At 29.9% G+C, this 15,778-nt stretch carries 15 protein-coding genes; 8 read left to right on the top strand and 7 right to left on the bottom strand.

The genetic code is table 11. The features are described from left to right. Nucleotides 1–2 precede the first annotated feature (2 nt). The 5 genes from tamL (at nucleotide 3) to MPF19_RS03485 (ending at nucleotide 8,060) form a co-directional block, all read left to right on the top strand. On the top strand, nucleotides 3–2,291 hold the full coding sequence (gene tamL / locus MPF19_RS03505) for a translocation and assembly module lipoprotein TamL (protein WP_249986780.1): 2,289 nt from the start codon (nucleotides 3–5) through the stop codon (nucleotides 2,289–2,291). A gap of 61 nt (nucleotides 2,292–2,352) precedes the next feature. Next, the gene (locus MPF19_RS03500; protein ID WP_249986779.1) at nucleotides 2,353–3,372 is read left to right on the top strand and encodes an XdhC family protein; all 1,020 of its coding nucleotides are present in this window, start codon (nucleotides 2,353–2,355) and stop codon (nucleotides 3,370–3,372) included. Between the two features lie 4 nt (nucleotides 3,373–3,376). Further along, complete coding sequence (locus MPF19_RS03495) at nucleotides 3,377–3,976, top strand: nucleotidyltransferase family protein (protein ID WP_249986778.1); 600 nt, start codon at nucleotides 3,377–3,379, stop codon at nucleotides 3,974–3,976. 14 nt (nucleotides 3,977–3,990) lie between these two features. After that, nucleotides 3,991–7,674, top strand: coding sequence for a metallophosphoesterase (locus MPF19_RS03490; protein WP_249986777.1), 3,684 nt, complete (start codon nucleotides 3,991–3,993; stop codon nucleotides 7,672–7,674). A gap of 5 nt (nucleotides 7,675–7,679) precedes the next feature. Next, nucleotides 7,680–8,060, top strand: coding sequence for a DUF423 domain-containing protein (locus MPF19_RS03485; RefSeq protein ID WP_203394302.1), 381 nt, complete (start codon nucleotides 7,680–7,682; stop codon nucleotides 8,058–8,060). A 53-nt stretch (nucleotides 8,061–8,113) separates the two neighbouring features. Here MPF19_RS03485 and MPF19_RS03480 read toward each other — a convergent pair whose 3' ends face one another. The 3 genes from MPF19_RS03480 to MPF19_RS03470 are packed head-to-tail and all read right to left on the bottom strand — an operon-like array spanning nucleotide 8,114 to nucleotide 9,337. Next, nucleotides 8,114–8,665: a 5-formyltetrahydrofolate cyclo-ligase gene (locus tag MPF19_RS03480; RefSeq protein ID WP_249986776.1), complete on the bottom strand. Its 552-nt coding sequence runs from the start codon at nucleotides 8,663–8,665 to the stop codon at nucleotides 8,114–8,116. A gap of 52 nt (nucleotides 8,666–8,717) precedes the next feature. After that, nucleotides 8,718–8,972, bottom strand: a complete 255-nt coding sequence (locus MPF19_RS03475; RefSeq protein ID WP_249986775.1) for a DUF3781 domain-containing protein — start codon at nucleotides 8,970–8,972, stop codon at nucleotides 8,718–8,720. Continuing rightward, entirely contained in the window at nucleotides 8,969–9,337 is a 369-nt protein-coding gene (locus MPF19_RS03470) for an MmcQ/YjbR family DNA-binding protein (protein WP_249986774.1), read from the bottom strand. Before MPF19_RS03470 ends, MPF19_RS03475 begins: the two co-directional genes overlap by 4 nt. A gap of 75 nt (nucleotides 9,338–9,412) precedes the next feature. On the opposite strand from MPF19_RS03470, the gene MPF19_RS03465 reads away from it, so the two are divergent. Continuing rightward, a complete protein-coding gene (locus tag MPF19_RS03465) occupies nucleotides 9,413–10,396 on the top strand; it encodes a CorA family divalent cation transporter (RefSeq protein WP_203394298.1) in 984 nt (327 codons plus the stop codon). A 9-nt stretch (nucleotides 10,397–10,405) separates the two neighbouring features. On the opposite strand, the gene MPF19_RS03460 is transcribed toward MPF19_RS03465, so the two are convergent. The 4 genes from MPF19_RS03460 to ruvC form a co-directional block, all read right to left on the bottom strand. Next, nucleotides 10,406–11,155 carry a cyclase family protein gene (locus tag MPF19_RS03460; protein WP_249986773.1) on the bottom strand — a complete coding sequence of 250 codons (750 nt, stop codon included), beginning with the start codon at nucleotides 11,153–11,155 and terminating at the stop codon, nucleotides 10,406–10,408. Nucleotides 11,156–11,281: 126 nt separating this feature from the next. Continuing rightward, nucleotides 11,282–12,409, bottom strand: coding sequence for a radical SAM family heme chaperone HemW (gene hemW, locus MPF19_RS03455; protein WP_249986772.1), 1,128 nt, complete (start codon nucleotides 12,407–12,409; stop codon nucleotides 11,282–11,284). Between the two features lie 36 nt (nucleotides 12,410–12,445). Further along, nucleotides 12,446–12,811, bottom strand: a complete 366-nt coding sequence (locus MPF19_RS03450) for a four helix bundle protein (protein WP_249986771.1) — start codon at nucleotides 12,809–12,811, stop codon at nucleotides 12,446–12,448. Nucleotides 12,812–12,898: 87 nt separating this feature from the next. Beyond that, nucleotides 12,899–13,453 carry a crossover junction endodeoxyribonuclease RuvC gene (gene ruvC, locus MPF19_RS03445; protein ID WP_249986770.1) on the bottom strand — a complete coding sequence of 185 codons (555 nt, stop codon included), beginning with the start codon at nucleotides 13,451–13,453 and terminating at the stop codon, nucleotides 12,899–12,901. A 106-nt stretch (nucleotides 13,454–13,559) separates the two neighbouring features. Between ruvC and MPF19_RS03440 the strand changes: the two genes are divergently transcribed. After that, entirely contained in the window at nucleotides 13,560–14,477 is a 918-nt protein-coding gene (locus MPF19_RS03440) for a hypothetical protein (RefSeq protein WP_249986769.1), read from the top strand. Beyond that, nucleotides 14,474–15,655, top strand: a complete 1,182-nt coding sequence (locus MPF19_RS03435; RefSeq protein ID WP_249986768.1) for a glycosyltransferase — start codon at nucleotides 14,474–14,476, stop codon at nucleotides 15,653–15,655. Before MPF19_RS03440 ends, MPF19_RS03435 begins: the two co-directional genes overlap by 4 nt. Nucleotides 15,656–15,778: the final 123 nt, after the last annotated feature.

The following is a 15,778-nucleotide window of genomic DNA, read 5'->3' as shown; positions in this document are numbered from 1 at the left end:
TTTTGAAAGCATCCTATAAAAAATATAGCATTATATTAGTACTATTCGTGTTTATTTACGGTTGTGGTATTAAAAAGTACATACCAGAAAATAAACGTTTATACACGGGTGCTTCTATAGAGATTAAAGCAGATTCTACGGTACAGAAAATACCTGAATTAAAACAAGATTTATCTTCTGTATTAAGTCAGCAACCGAATACAAAATTCCTTGGCATGCACCTGGGGTTGTATTATTTCTATAAAAATCAGCAAGAAAAAACCAACTTTCTAAATAGATGGTTGTTTAAAAAATTCGGACAAAAACCAGTCTATCAGTCGGATATAAATCAGTTAGAGAATAAAGATATTTTAAGAAATAAATTAGAAAACTACGGCTTTTTCTACAGTTCCATTAACGCTACTTTTAAAGAAAAGGAAAAAGAAGCGTCTATAATATATCGTTTAAAAATACCGAAACCTTATAAAATGGCTACTTACAAAATTGACAGTATGGTTTCGCCAATTTATGAAGAGGTAAAAAACTTAACAACCTCCTCTCCTATCAAAAACGATTCGCGCTTCGATTTGGGAAGTTTAAAATTAGAACGACAACGATTAGATACCGAATTAAAAAACAAAGGATACTATAATTTTAATTCGGAATTTCTACTTTTTGAAGCTGATACGAATAGATATAAAAGTAAAAAATTCGATATATTTTTAAAATTAAAAGCCAACGTTCCTAAAAAAGCTACCGTTCCTTATCAAATTAAAAGCATCAATGTTTATCCCAATTATAATTTAAATGATTCTACAGATGTAAAAAATAATCGTTTTCAAGAAAAAACATATCATCAGGATACAGTGTTTTTTGAACCAAAATATTTAGATGAATTTATCACTTTAAAAGAAGGTGATTTATTTAATCCATTAACTTCTAAAAATACTGCTAGAAAACTCTCTTCCATTGGTGTATATAAATTTGTAAACATACAATACAAAGAAATAACAGACTCCCTAACAAATAACCTAGGTAGTTTAGAAGCTAATATATTTTTATCTCCATTAACAAAACGCGCCATACGTGCAGAACTACAAGCGGTTTCTAAATCTAACAATTTTGCTGGCCCAGAGTTATCGCTTACCTATAGTAATAGGAATTTATTTAAAGGCGGTGAAACTTTAAACATTAGCACCAATATTGGTTATGAGACGCAAATATTTAGCAGTAGTTCTGGATTAACTAGTTTAGAATTGGGCCTAAAAGGAGAACTTGTTTTCCCTAGAGTGATCGCTCCATTCTCTATAAATAAAGATTATTTTGATTATTCTATTCCGAAAACAAAAACTAGCTTAAGTGCCACGTATTTAAACAGAAGCGATTTGTATACACTGTTATCTGGTACAGGTCTTTTTGGTTATACTTGGAATGCAAATAAATACATCACCTACGAGTTTAATCCTATTTCGGTAAGTTATACTCGTTTATCAAATACTACCGATGCATTTCAAGAAATCTTAGACAACAACTCGTATTTAGAAAGCAGTTTTGATCAGCAATTTATAAGCGGACTTACATTTTCTTTTACCTATAATGAAATGTTGAGTGCAGCAAAAGAGCATCAATTTTATTTACAAACTACATTAGATGTTGCTGGTAACTCTATTAGTTTGTTTGATAAAAAAGCAAATGAAACGAATACATTTTTAGGTTTAGAATATGCACAATATGCAAAAGCAGATCTAGATGTAAGATATCATTATAATTTTGGTTCTAAAAAAGAACAAACAATCGCTACCAGATTCTTTGCCGGTTATGGGTATGCTTATGGCAATTCTGATGTTATTCCGTTTGTAAAACAATATTATTCTGGCGGACCTTATAGCGTAAGAGCATTTAGCACTAGATCTCTAGGTCCGGGAACTTATGACGGTAATAACACAGATGATGATAGTTCTTTTTTTGATAAAACAGGGAATGTTCGATTAGAAGCAAATTTAGAATATCGTTTTCCTATATATTCTATTCTAAAAGGGGCTGTTTTTGCAGATGCGGGAAATGTTTGGAATACTGTTTCAAATGCCGATTTTAATGATGCTGACGGTAATGTTACAGATAAATTTACGTCGAACTTTATAAATGAATTAGGTATGGGTGCAGGTTTTGGTTTGCGGGTAGATGTGCAAGGTTTTGTTATCCGTTTCGATTTAGCGGCTCCTTTTCATGATCCTTCTTTAGAAGAAGGGAAGCGTTGGGATTTTAGAGCAGACGAACCCGTTTTAAACTTTGCTATTGGATATTCTTTTTAGAATTACCAAAAATAGGTTGGTTAAAAGTTTTATATTTAAATTTCAAAATTAGTTTTTATCAATGAATCACGAACTCAAAGAAATCATCAAACAAGCAGCCATCAATCAACAAAAAGGGTTGAAAAATGTTTTGGCTACTGTAGTCCATTTAGAAGGATCTTCTTACAGAAAACCAGGTGTTAGAATGTTAATTTCTGAAGATTTAAGTTCTGTTGGTGCCGTAAGTGGTGGTTGTGTAGAAAAAGAAATTAAACACAGAGCAAAAAGTGTTTTTGCTGATAACAAACCAAAAATGATTACCTACGATGGTAGATACAAATTAGGCTGCGAAGGCATTTTATATGTTTTAATTGAACCCTTTTTAATTTCTGATGCATTTCTAAATCACTTTTCTAAAGTAAATGTAAACAGAGAAACTATAAAAATTGAGAGTCATTTTACTGCCGAAAATGAAGCTTTTGGTAATTTTGGTTCTGTAATAACTTTTGAAAGCAAAGAACAATTTATATTTTCAGAATCCTTCAATTATCAGCATAAAAAAGAGGTTGCCATTTTTTCTCAAATAATACAACCTAGTTTTAGGTTGATTATAATTGGAGGCGAACATGATGCTGTTAAACTCTGTAAAGTAGCCGCTACCTTAGGTTGGGAAATTGATGTGATTACTTGCGTAAAAGATAGTAAACAAATAAAAGATTTTCCGGGAGCAAATTCGGTAAATGGTGATTCTCCAGAATCCATTCAGTTTAAAAATATTGAAGAAAACACGGCTATTGTAATTATGAATCATAGTTACGTGCAAGATTTAAAATATGTTATAAAATTATCTGAATACAGACCTAAATATATTGGTATTCTAGGCGCACCAAACAGAAGAGAGCGTTTGTTTAATGAGCTTTTTGAGTTTGTCCCAGATCTTTCCGACGAATTTTTAGACAACATTTACACGCCAGCAGGTTTGCATATTGGTGCACAAACTCCAGAAGAAATTGCGGTTTCTATTGTTGCCGAGATTCTATCTGTTATCAGAAAAAAAGAACCCTTTTCTTTGAGAAATCTTACAGGAAAAATTCATAATTAAGTTGATGAAAAATATTGCGATTTTAGTTTTAGCTGCTGGAAAATCATCTAGAATGAATGGTATAAAACAGCTAGAAAAAATCAATAATAGAACACTTTTAGAGCTTACTTTAGAGAAAGTACAAACTATTTCTTCTTCAACTATATTTTGTGTCTTAGGCGCAAATGCGGATAAAATTAAATCGGAAACACTTTTAGAAAACGTTCAATTTATTGAGAACTCTAATTTTGAAGCTGGATTAAGTTCAAGCATTATTGCTGGAATCAATTATTTTAAAGAAAAGGAGTTAAATTTTGAGGGTATTTTTATTTTACTGGCAGATCAACCAGCTATTGATGTTACCTATTTAGAAGCCATGCTTCATCTGTTTCAACAAAATAAGGATAGGATTATCGCATCTAACTATGGAGAAAAATTAGGTGTTCCTGCTATTTTTCCTAAAAAATATTTTTCAGATTTACTATTGATAAAAGGAGACAAAGGCGCAAAAGAATTCATCAACAAAAAGAAAAAAGAAGTGCTTTCTCCTAAAGAAACTACCAATTTTTTTGACATCGATACGAAAGAAGATTTGCATCGGTATAAAAATTCAATTTTAAAATAGCTATTTTCGTACCTATGAAACTATTCAAATACACAGTATTTACCTTACTTTGTTTATTACTTTCTGCTTGCGCGACCATAAAGAAGCAAATTGCAGATAATCAACCTAATGTAATAAAAAAAGATAGTACTAAAATTGAACATACTTTTTATTTAATAGGCGATGCAGGAAACTCATCTCTTACAGAAGATTCTGCTGCTTTAAAATATTTAAAGAAGCAAATTAAAAATGCATCAGAAAATTCTACTTTACTTTTTTTAGGAGACAATGTATATGAAACCGGAATTCCGAAGAAAAAATCAAAAAAATATCCTTTAGCAAAAAGAAGAATTGAAGCGCAGACAGATGTTGCCAAAAAATTTAAAGGAAACTCAATATTTATTCCTGGAAACCATGATTGGTACCATGGTTTAGATGGCTTAAAACGAGAAGAAAAATTAGTAGAAAAAGCATTAGGAAAATCATCTTTTTTACCGAATAATGGCTGTCCGTTAGAGAAAGTAAACATATCTGATGACATTGTTTTAATTATTGTAGACACACATTGGTACTTAACAAACTGGGACAAGCACCCAACAATTAATGATGAATGTGAGATTAAAACAAGAACTAAATTCTTAGACGAGTTTGAAGGTTTGATAAAAAAAGCGCGCGGAAAAACAACTATTGTGGCACTGCATCACCCAATGTTTACAAACGGTTCTCATGGCGGAAAATATTCTTTAAAGAGCCACATGAATCCTTTACCTATTTTAGGTTCTCTAAAAAACTTAATTAGAGAAACATCAGGATTATCAAATACAGACATTCAAAATAAAAAATACAACGAGCTTAGAAAACGTATAATAACGTTATCTCAAGAAAATGATAAAACTATTTTTGTATCAGGTCACGATCATAATTTACAATATATTGTAGAAGATAACCTACCACAAATAGTTAGTGGTTCTGGCTCTAAAACCACACCAACTAAATTAACTGGAAAAGCAAAATTCACATACGGAACCCAAGGTTTTGCTAAATTAGACGTGTATAAAGACGGTTCGTCTAACGTGCGTTTTTATAGTGTAAAAGATGATAAAGTTGTTTATGAAACTGAAGTTTTACAAGCAAATGAGAAGAAATACTTTACTACGTTTCCTAAAAACACTAGTACAGAGAAAAAAGCTTCTATCTACACCAAAAAAGAGGTTACAAAAAATGGAGTTTACCGATTTTTATGGGGAGAACGTTATAGAAAATATTTTGGTACAGAAGTAAATGCGCCAACTGTAGATTTAGACACCCTTTTTGGAGGATTAAAACCGGAAAGAAAAGGTGGTGGACATCAATCTAAATCATTAAGGCTAGAAGATAAAGATGGACGCGAATACGTAATGCGTGCCTTGCGAAAAAATGCCGTTCAATATTTACAAGCCGTTGCTTTTCAAGACCAATATATAGAAGGACAATTTAATGATACGGCTACAGAAGATTTGTTAAGCGATGTTTTTACAGGCTCTCACCCTTACGCTCCATTTACTATTGGAAAATTGTCTGATGCTGTTGGTGTATTTCATACAAACCCCGTTTTATATTACATTCCTAAGCAGAATAGTTTAGGAAGTTTTAATGATGAATTTGGCGATGAATTGTATATGATTGAAGAACGGGCGGCTTCTGGTCATGGAGACAAAAAAAGTTTTGGTTTTGCAAACAAAATAATTAGTACAGACGACTTATTAAAGAGTTTAAGTAAAAACGAAAATCATGTTTTAGATGAAAAGGCATACATTAGAGCACGTTTGTTTGACATGCTAATTGGTGATTGGGATAGACATGAAGACCAATGGAGATGGGCTATTTTTAAAGATGGAGAACAAACAATTTACAAACCAGTTCCTAGAGATAGAGACCAAGCATTTTCTGTTTTTGGTGATGGGATTTTATTAAATATAGCTACAAGGATAATTCCAACCTTACGTTTAATGAAATCTTATGAAGAAGAATTAAAAAGCCCTAAATGGTTTAATTTAGAACCGTACCCTTTAGACATGGCATTAATTACTACAGCCAAAAAAAGCGATTGGGACGCACAAGTAAGCTTAATAACAACACAACTTACAGATGCAGTAATAGAAGATGCTTTTACTAATTTTCCGGAAGAAGTAAAAGACAAAACCGTCACTGAAATAAAAATAAAATTACAAGGTAGAAGACGAAATTTACAGAAAATTTCGGATTCTTATTTTCATCATATAAATAAATTCCAAGTTATAAAAGGAACTAATAAAGATGATTGGTTTGATATTGAAAGATTACCTAACGGAAACACAAAAGTTACAGGATATCGTATAATAAAAGGAGAAAAAGGGACTGTTTTTCATGAACGTACTTACAACAAATCTATAACCAAAGAAATTTGGATTTACGGTTTAGATGATAAAGATACTTTTGTTGTTAAAGGAGCAGATAAAGACCTCATTAAAGTGAGAATTATTGGTGGACAAAACAATGATACTTATAGTATTTTAAATGGTAAAAAGGTGAAATTATACGACTTTAAATCAAAGAAAAACACTTTTACAACTAATAAAGGACTTAAGAAATTAACGGATCATTACGAAACCAATGTGTATGATTATAAAAAGCTAAAAAACAATCAGTTTATGATAGCACCAACATTAGGTTTCAACCCAGATGATGGGGTAAAAGTTGGGGTTTCTAATGTATACACTGTCTATGGTTTTGAGAGAAACCCATTTAGTGCACAACATATTTTAAACGCTGCTTACTACTTTGAAACCAATGGTTTTGAACTGAATTACACTAGTGAATTTGCAAACGTTTTTAAAAGTTGGAATTTAGGAGTAAAAGCACGCTTTACAAGTCCTAATTTTGCAATGAACTATTTTGGGTTAGGCAATTACACTATTGACCCAAATAAGCATAATAATGAAAAAGAAGAAGAATATAATAGAGTCCGAATAAAAGAAGTTACCGTAGGTTCTTTTGTTCATTGGAAAGGAGATTTAGACGCCAAGTTTAAAGTAGGAGTAAATTTTCAAAACTATAAAGTAGAAAAAACACCTGATAGAATTGTAAGTAAACCATTGGTTACAAACAGTACTATTTTTAACAACCAACAATTTATTAATACAGAAGCAGGTTACCAATTCGAAAACACCGATAATGCAGCATTCCCTACAATAGGAATGAACACATCATTGAAAGTAGGATATACTTCAAACTTAAACAACAGCAATAATTTCGGGTATTTAATTCCGGCTATTTCATTTAATCATAAATTAATTTCTAGCGAAAAATTAGTATTTGCAACTAAAGTAAAAGGTCATTTTAATTTTGGTGATTCTTATGAATTTTATCAAGCTGCAAGCATTGGAGGAAATGATGGTTTAAGAGGATATAGAAATCAACGATTTACAGGCAAAAATTCTTTATATCAATCTACAGACATACGCCTACTTTTAACAAAAATTAAAACAAGTATTGTTCCTTTAAGCATTGGTATGTATGGTGGTTTTGATTACGGAACTGTTTGGGGGCAACAAAACACTACATTTAACAACACTAAATTTAATACGTCTATTGGTGGTGGCGTTTTCTTTAATGCGGCAAATATGTTAGTTGCAAACGTGGCTGTGTTTAACAGTAATGATGGAGTAAGAGCAACCGTTAATTTAGGATTCAACTTTTAATAAATATGGATAAAATAGCATTAATTTCAGGAGCAATATTTGGATTAACAGCCGTAATATTTGGCGCATTTGGGGCTCATTTATTAAAGAAAAAATTATCAACAGACCAACTACAAAGTTTTGAAACTGGTGTAAAATACCAAATGTATCATGCCATTGTATTGCTCGTTTTAGGTTTTCAATTAAACCATAAACTTACCATTGACAACTACATCGTTTATACATTTATTATTGGAATCCTTTTATTTTCATTTTCTATTTATGGCTTGGTAATTTCATCTGCCAATAATAAAAAACTAAAATTTTTAGGTCCAATTACACCATTAGGAGGTTTATTCTTAATAATAGGTTGGGGTCTGCTAATCTATAAGTTTGTGCAACTATAACTAATTAAATAACTGCATTACAGAAATATATTAATGCTGTTATTTCTAAAAAACTATTGCTTTGGATACATTACTTTATCTAAAGCAATATCATATTTATCTACATCCTGAATCATATCGATTGGCTTAAAAAAGTTTAAACCTATTAATTTTACATCCTTTCTACAATTAGCTAAAAAACGATCATAATAACCCTTTCCGTAACCTACTCGGTAATTTTTTGTGTCAGAAATTAACATGGGTACAAAAACTAAATCTAGCTCCTTTTCTAAAACTTCTTGTGCATTAATAGGTTCTGGAACGCCAAATTTATTCAGTTCTAATATGGTGTTTTCTTCTAAATAAAAATGAGATAAGGTATTGTCTTTAAAATTACATTTACTAACAACAACTCGTTTATTTTTATTTCTAAAATAGGCAATTAATGGTTTTGTATCTATTTCTTTAAACTTTTTTAAAGATAGAAATAAATGCACATTCTTAACTTTAGAGATATCCAAATCATAAACTTGTTGATAGATATTTTCTTGAAATTTCTGAATTTGATTTTCCGTTAAATCTTGGCGTTTTTGCTTATAACTAACTCTAAGGTCTTGCTTTTTCATGAATTAAAAATGTTTTAAATATATATCTTCCTAAAAAAAAGTGAAATACTTTTTATAATTTATCTACCGTGATTACGCTAAAAGTATTTGAATTAATGGTGATTTTTATATGATGTTCCTCGTTAGAAATATAAAAATTCTTTCCTTTTTTTATGTAATTTTCTAAAGGACTTTCTTCTAGTACTTTTTTGATGAGTGCCTCACTCTCCTCATTAGAAAAATAGCTTTTTAATTTTTTATTGATCCGTCCATAAACGAGTTTTGTATAGCAATGCTTTTTTACAATTTCATTTTTATTGATTATCATAAACTAGTCAGTTCTTCTTTTATTCTTTTAGTTAAACCACTCACCACCAAATCATAAGAATGATCTATCAATTCTTTTGCCAAATCATCTGAAACATCACTAGAATTTAGCAAAACAGTATTCCAATGTTTTTTATTCATATGAAAACCTGCAGAAATACCTTCGTATTCTTCACGTAATTCTTCTGCTTTTTCTGGGTTACATTTTAAATTGACTTTAGCCTCACTTTTTTCCCAAGAAGTTAAACCTGTTAATAAAAACATTTTGTTCATCACTTTAAAAACCAACGTTACATCATCAAAAGGAAAATGTTCTGTAACTCCTTTTTTAGAAATACAATAATCTCTTAATTGTTCTATATGCATAAACTCTTTATTTTAAAATTGATATTATTACAATTTAAAAAGTATCTTTATAAACCAAATTTACAACTATTTTATATGGAGGAAAATGATTTTTTAGACAATACCAATGTAATTAAGTATTCTAGTAATACTTATGAAAAATCTGATTTTTCTGACATTTCTCAAATTAAATTAACACAAGGAACAGAAATTATAGAATGGGTAAATACCTATGGAATTCATTACGAAAACGAATGTAAAAAGGTAATTAGTCAGAATAATTTAGATGATTTTTTAATTAAATTATTGAGTGATTCAGACCATCCTAACAAAGTAATTATACTAGAAAATATCTTATTTTTAACTACACGCGTTTTAATTACAACTGATAATAAGTTAGATTCTGAACAAATGATTTTTATAGTTTCGCCAGATTTTTTATGGTCTATTCAAGAAAGGTCTGGAGATTATTTTGGATGGATTAGAGAACGTTTGGAAGGTAATAAAGGTATTGTTAGAAAAAAGAATGCAGATTATTTACTCTTTTTAATCTTGGAGTCTATTGTAGACAATTACCAAGACACTTATTTAGAAAATGCAGAATTAAGCTCAGACAAATTAAGTTCTTCGAATATAAAACCAACACCAGAATTTACATCATTGGTTGAAAAAAGGAAACAAGAATTATTCAATTTTAAAAAAGCAACACTTACCTTAAGAGACACTATTATAAAATTGGAAAAAGTACATATTGAAGGTTTTAACATAAAGTATTTTAGCGAATTAAAAGAACAATCCAATAATTTAATTTCTAATATAGATTTTGAACTACAAGAATTAGAAAGTAAAATAAACTTAATTTTCAGTATTCAAGGACATCGATTAAATGAGGTAATGAAAACCTTAACTATTTTATCCGTCGTTTTTATTCCTCTTACTTTTTTAGCAGGAATTTACGGAATGAACTTTGAAAATATCCCTGAGTTAAAATATGAATATAGCTACTTTATTTTATTAGCTGCAATGGTTGTAATCACCATTTTTTCTGTATGGTATTTTAAACGTAAAAAGTGGTTTTAGACTTAAACTTTACTTTATAATTTTATACAAAATTGGCTTACTTGGCGTAGCATCATTTTCAAAAGGTGCAATCATTAAATTTAATAAATACTCACCATCAACAACATCATTTGGTACAAAAATAAATTCTGTAATGGTTGCATGCATTCTTAATTTCCCTGAAGTATTCCAAAATATGTTATGAACTTCTAATTTACCATCATCTTTTTCTTTATCTACCGAAGGCAAATCGATTAACAAATGTCTAATCCCTTTTTCTACTAAATAACTAGCTGCTTCATTAGATAAATACGCCGGATTGGTATTAAAATATCTCGTTTCTTTTTTGTCTGATAAATTTGGTAAAGTTCTAATTACAATAGCGTCTCTCTTTTTATTTCTTAACGCTGTTTTTAACTGTTTTTCAGAAATTACAAAATCACTTCCTATTTTTTCAGGAGCAACCGTAACCAATTCTGCCACAAAGAAATAATGTTTTAAATTCTGATTCACAGAATGCACTTTTTTGGTAATATGACCAACACATTCTGTATGTGTAATATGAGAATGTGGGTTAAATTGAATGTTATTAAAATTAACCACTGCACCATTAGCCACACTAACTTCGTAACCATCAAAAGATGCTGGTCCTATTTTAGGATCTTCAATTCCCCACGCATTTATATTATTTTTTGTAACATCTATAGGAATAGAAATATCTATAGGTTCCGATACATTTATCTCTATTTTTCTTGAATTGTATTCTATAACCGCTTTCATATTTGCCTTACTTATTTCAGTAAATTTTAGTTTTTACCACAGACTCAAATATAAGTTTTTAAATTTGTTTTCTCTATTTTTAGGTTGTTCAATCTTTACATTTAACAACAATTAACAGCCCTAAAACTAGTTGACCATAAATAAATCTGAAGAAATACCATCTGATAAAAACTTTCCTTTTTCTGTGGTTCTTAAAATTCTATTTTCGATGATTAACAGTTCTTGTTCTAAATATTTTTCGGCTTGTTTTTTAAGATACCATAGATGTTTTTCTCCAAAATCCTTTTCAATCTTTTCTAAGGAAACACCCCAAATGGTTCGTAAACCTGTCATAATATACTCATTATAACCATCTGTTTTTGTTAAAGTCTCTCTTTCTATAGGAAGTGTATTTTCTTGAATAGCTTTTATATATTTTGCATTATTTCTCACATTCCAACTTCGTTGGATACCATTAAAGGAATGTGCAGAAGGCCCAATACCTAAATACGATTTTCCTAACCAATAAGAAGAATTATTTTGACTAAAAAAACCTTCTTTACCAAAGTTAGACAACTCATAATGCACAAAATCTACCTTTTTTAATTCTTCTATTAAAATATGGAATTGCTCCTCTGCTTTTTCATCATCCACATTTTTAATTTTCCCTTTTTTTATCAACGTTGCTAATGCCGTTTTTGGCTCTACCGTTAACGCATAACTAGATATATGAGGAATTCCAAAACTCAATGCAGTTTGTATATTATCTCTCCATTCCTCATTTGTACAATCTGGAATTCCGTAAATTAAATCGACAGAAATATTACTAAAGTGGCGAATCGCTATAGATAGGCAGTTTTTTGCTTCCGACGAATTATGCGCACGATTCATCAGTTTTAAATCTTTCTCAAAAAAAGATTGCACTCCAATACTTAATCTATTGATGGGAGTTTTAGAAAGCTCTATTATTTTTTCTTCAGATAAATCATCTGGATTTGCCTCTAACGTAATTTCTGGATTCTCAACAACCGTATGATTTTGATAAACAGCATCAATCAATAATTGAATTTCATCTGTATTTAAAACAGAGGGCGTGCCACCACCAAAATAAATAGTTTCTATAACGGTGTTTTCTAACTCATCTTTTCTAATTTCTATCTCTTTTACAAGTGATGAAATCATATCCTCTTTCTTCTTTAAAGAAGTAGAAAAATGAAAATCGCAATAAAAACATGCTTGTTTACAAAATGGTATGTGAATGTAGATTCCGGACATAAATTAGTTCTCAGTTTACAGTATCAGTTGGCAGGCTCATTTAACACCGAACTTACCTGGGTTATTAATCATATAGTTTATTAGTTTCCCTACTTCTAAATTTTCTGCGGATAGATTATCAAATAAGTTTCTATCTAAATAATTACACTTAACGGCAAACATAAGCCAAGTTAACGTTTCAGAATTTTCGGCATCAGAATCACTTAATTTACTAACAAAATGTTTAGGATATTGTCTTTTTCTATATGCTTCAGAAATATTTGCAGAAACACTTCTAGAAGATCTTCTTAGTTGGTCTGTAAGTGAATATTTTTCTTCTTTTGGAAATGATTTTGAAATTTCAAAAATTTTCATTGCTAATGAAAATGATTTTTTAAATGCTAATAAATCTGTAAAACTCATAATTCCCATTTTTTTTTATGAATACCGTCACTGATCACTGCTACTGCTACTGCTACTGCTACTGCTACTGCTACTGAAAACTAAACATTATTTCTTAACCCGTTTCTCATTCTGTTTCACAAAACTAGCCCAACCTGTATAATTTTTCCCTCCAACTACTTTCCCTGAATTATAGAAATGACAAACTGCAGCGGCTAAACCATCTGTTGCATCTAAGTTTTTTGGCAATGTTTTTAAGTTTAAAAGAGATTTTAACATCAAAGCAACTTGTTCTTTACTGGCACTTCCGCTTCCGGTAACCGCCATTTTTATTTTCTTTGGTAAATATTCTGTAATCGGAATTTCTCTAGATAAACCTGCTGCCATGGCAACTCCTTGCGCCCTCCCTAACTTTAACATAGACTGCACATTCTTCCCAAAAAAAGGTGCTTCAATAGCAATTTCATCTGGGTGATAAGTATCAATTAGTTCAATTGTTCGTTCAAAAATGAGTTTTAATTTCAGATAATGGTCGTCGTATTTTTTTAACATTAATTCATTCATTTGAATAAATTCCATCTTTTTACCAACAACTTTTATCAATCCAAAACCCATAATAGTGGTTCCTGGATCAATGCCTAAAATAATTTTTTCTATCGCCAAAGTGGTAGATTGTTTTTGTATACATCATCAAATATACTGATGATTATTTGTTACTTTGCAAACCATGTATAATTCGCTTTCATACAAATCTAAACAATTCTTTTGGTTGATAATAAAACTATCGATTGTAATTGGTTGCGGATATTTTATTTACACAAAACTGATTGATAATGAACAACTAAAATTTTCTGTTTTTTATGATAATTTAGTTAAAAATGAAGTTTTTTCAATCAAAAACCTCTTATTTCTGCTACTTTTTACATTTTTAAACTGGCTTTTAGAAATTATAAAATGGAAATCTCTTGTCGGTTTTGTAAAACAAATTTCATTTTTTGAGGCTACAAAGCAATCCTTAGCTTCTTTAACAACTTCTTTAATTACACCCAACAGAATTGGAGAATACGGAGCAAAAGCACTGTATTTTAACAAGAACCATAGAAAGCAAATATTAGGTTTAAATTTAGTAGGAAACTTTTATCAGATGTTTATGACCCTATTTTTTGGCTGTATAGGTTTCAGTTATTTTGTGTTTTATCATAGGATTGAAATTGATTTTTATGGTATTTTAAAAGTTTTACTCATTGGAATCAGTATAATTTCTATTCTATTTTTGGTACTAAAAAAAATAAATGTTAAAGGATTCACTTTTGATAAAGCCAGTAATTTTATCAAGAAAATTCCGTTAAATTTAAACGTAAAAGTAGGTGTTTTATCAATGCTTCGGTTTGTAGTTTTCTCGCATCAGTTTTACTTTTTATTACTCATTTTTAAAGTTGATATTTCTTATATCGATGCTATTTCTGCCATTACTTCTATCTATTTAATTGCTTCTATAATACCAATGTTATCTTTATTTGATGTTGTTTTAAAAGGATCTGTAGCTATTTGGGTATTTTCTTTTTTCAATATAGAACCTCTTATCATTTTATCTACAACCACCTTAATGTGGATTTTAAATTTTGTATTACCTGCAATTATTGGCAGTTATTTTGTGTTAACTTTTAAACCTAGTTTTGCAAAATGATTTGGTTGCTCATTTTTATAGTTACTTTTTATGCTATTCTAATTGTTTGGTTGGCAGTTGGATTTAAAAAGGTTGATACATTTAAGGAAATAGTAACAGTAAATAAAACCTCATTTTCAGTAATTATTCCTTTTAGAAATGAAGCTGAAAACCTACCTATTTTATTAAAATCAATCGCAGAGTTAAATTACCCAAAAGAATTGGTAGAATTTATTTTGGTTGATGATGCTTCTACAGATAATTCGGTTGAAATAATTAATAGTTTTGTCATTTCGAACGAGGAACGAGGAGAAATCTCAGGAGACCAACAAGTTCTCGATACAATTTTGCGAAAAAGCGAAATCACTCGAACTGACATTTGTTTTATTAATAATATAAGAACTTCTAACTCTCCAAAAAAAGACGCTATTACAACCGCAATTTCGGTCGCAAAATACAACTGGATTGTTACTACGGATGCAGATTGTATTTTACCTGAAAATTGGTTACAAAGCATAGATAGCTTTATTCAAAACACAAACCCCAAAATGGTAGTTGCTCCTGTTAATTATAAAGCTAAAAACAACTTTTTAGAGCAGTTTCAATTATTAGATTTTATGAGCATGCAAGGAACTACTATTGGTGGTTTTGGTATGGGTTTTCCTTTTTTATGTAACGGAGCAAACTTAGCTTATAAAAAAGAAGATTTTATACTACTTAATGGCTTTAATGGCAATAACAATATTGCCAGCGGAGATGATATTTTTCTATTTGAAAAGTTTATAAAAGCTGATAAAAAAAGTGTTGGTTATTTAAAATCTTCTGACGCCATTGTAACTACGTTCCCTGTAAAAACTTGGATTGACTTAATAAACCAAAGAACAAGATGGGCTGCAAAGACAGGTAATTTTAGTTCTTTAAAGGTAAAATTAATTGGTTTGTTAGTTTTACTTACCAACTTTGTTGTTGTTTATTATTTATTGTTTGGAAGCCTAAAAATGCTTTTTATTCCCTTTGTGTTAAAAATAATTATTGATTTGTTTTTATTCTTGCCAACAATTCAGTTTTTTAAGATAAAAAGTAATTTTTATAAATGGTACATTTTTGCTAGTTTTTTATATCCCTTTTTTAGCCTTCTTGTTATTTTCAAATCGCTCTTTTTTAAATATCATTGGAAAGGAAGACGTTTTAAAAAATAATTTCTATTTCAGGTAAATGAATTTAGAGTGCAAACAAGTTTAGCCCTGATTGAACCTTTCGACTTCGCTCAAGACAGGCTATTTGTTTGAGCTCTTTTTTATCCTTTTTCAGGATAAAAAAAG

The organism is Polaribacter sp. Z014 (assembly GCF_023555435.1).
Taxonomy (GTDB): domain Bacteria; phylum Bacteroidota; class Bacteroidia; order Flavobacteriales; family Flavobacteriaceae; genus Polaribacter.
Note: the sequence above shows the minus strand (reverse complement) of the source record. Positions and strands in the feature narration are given on the sequence as shown.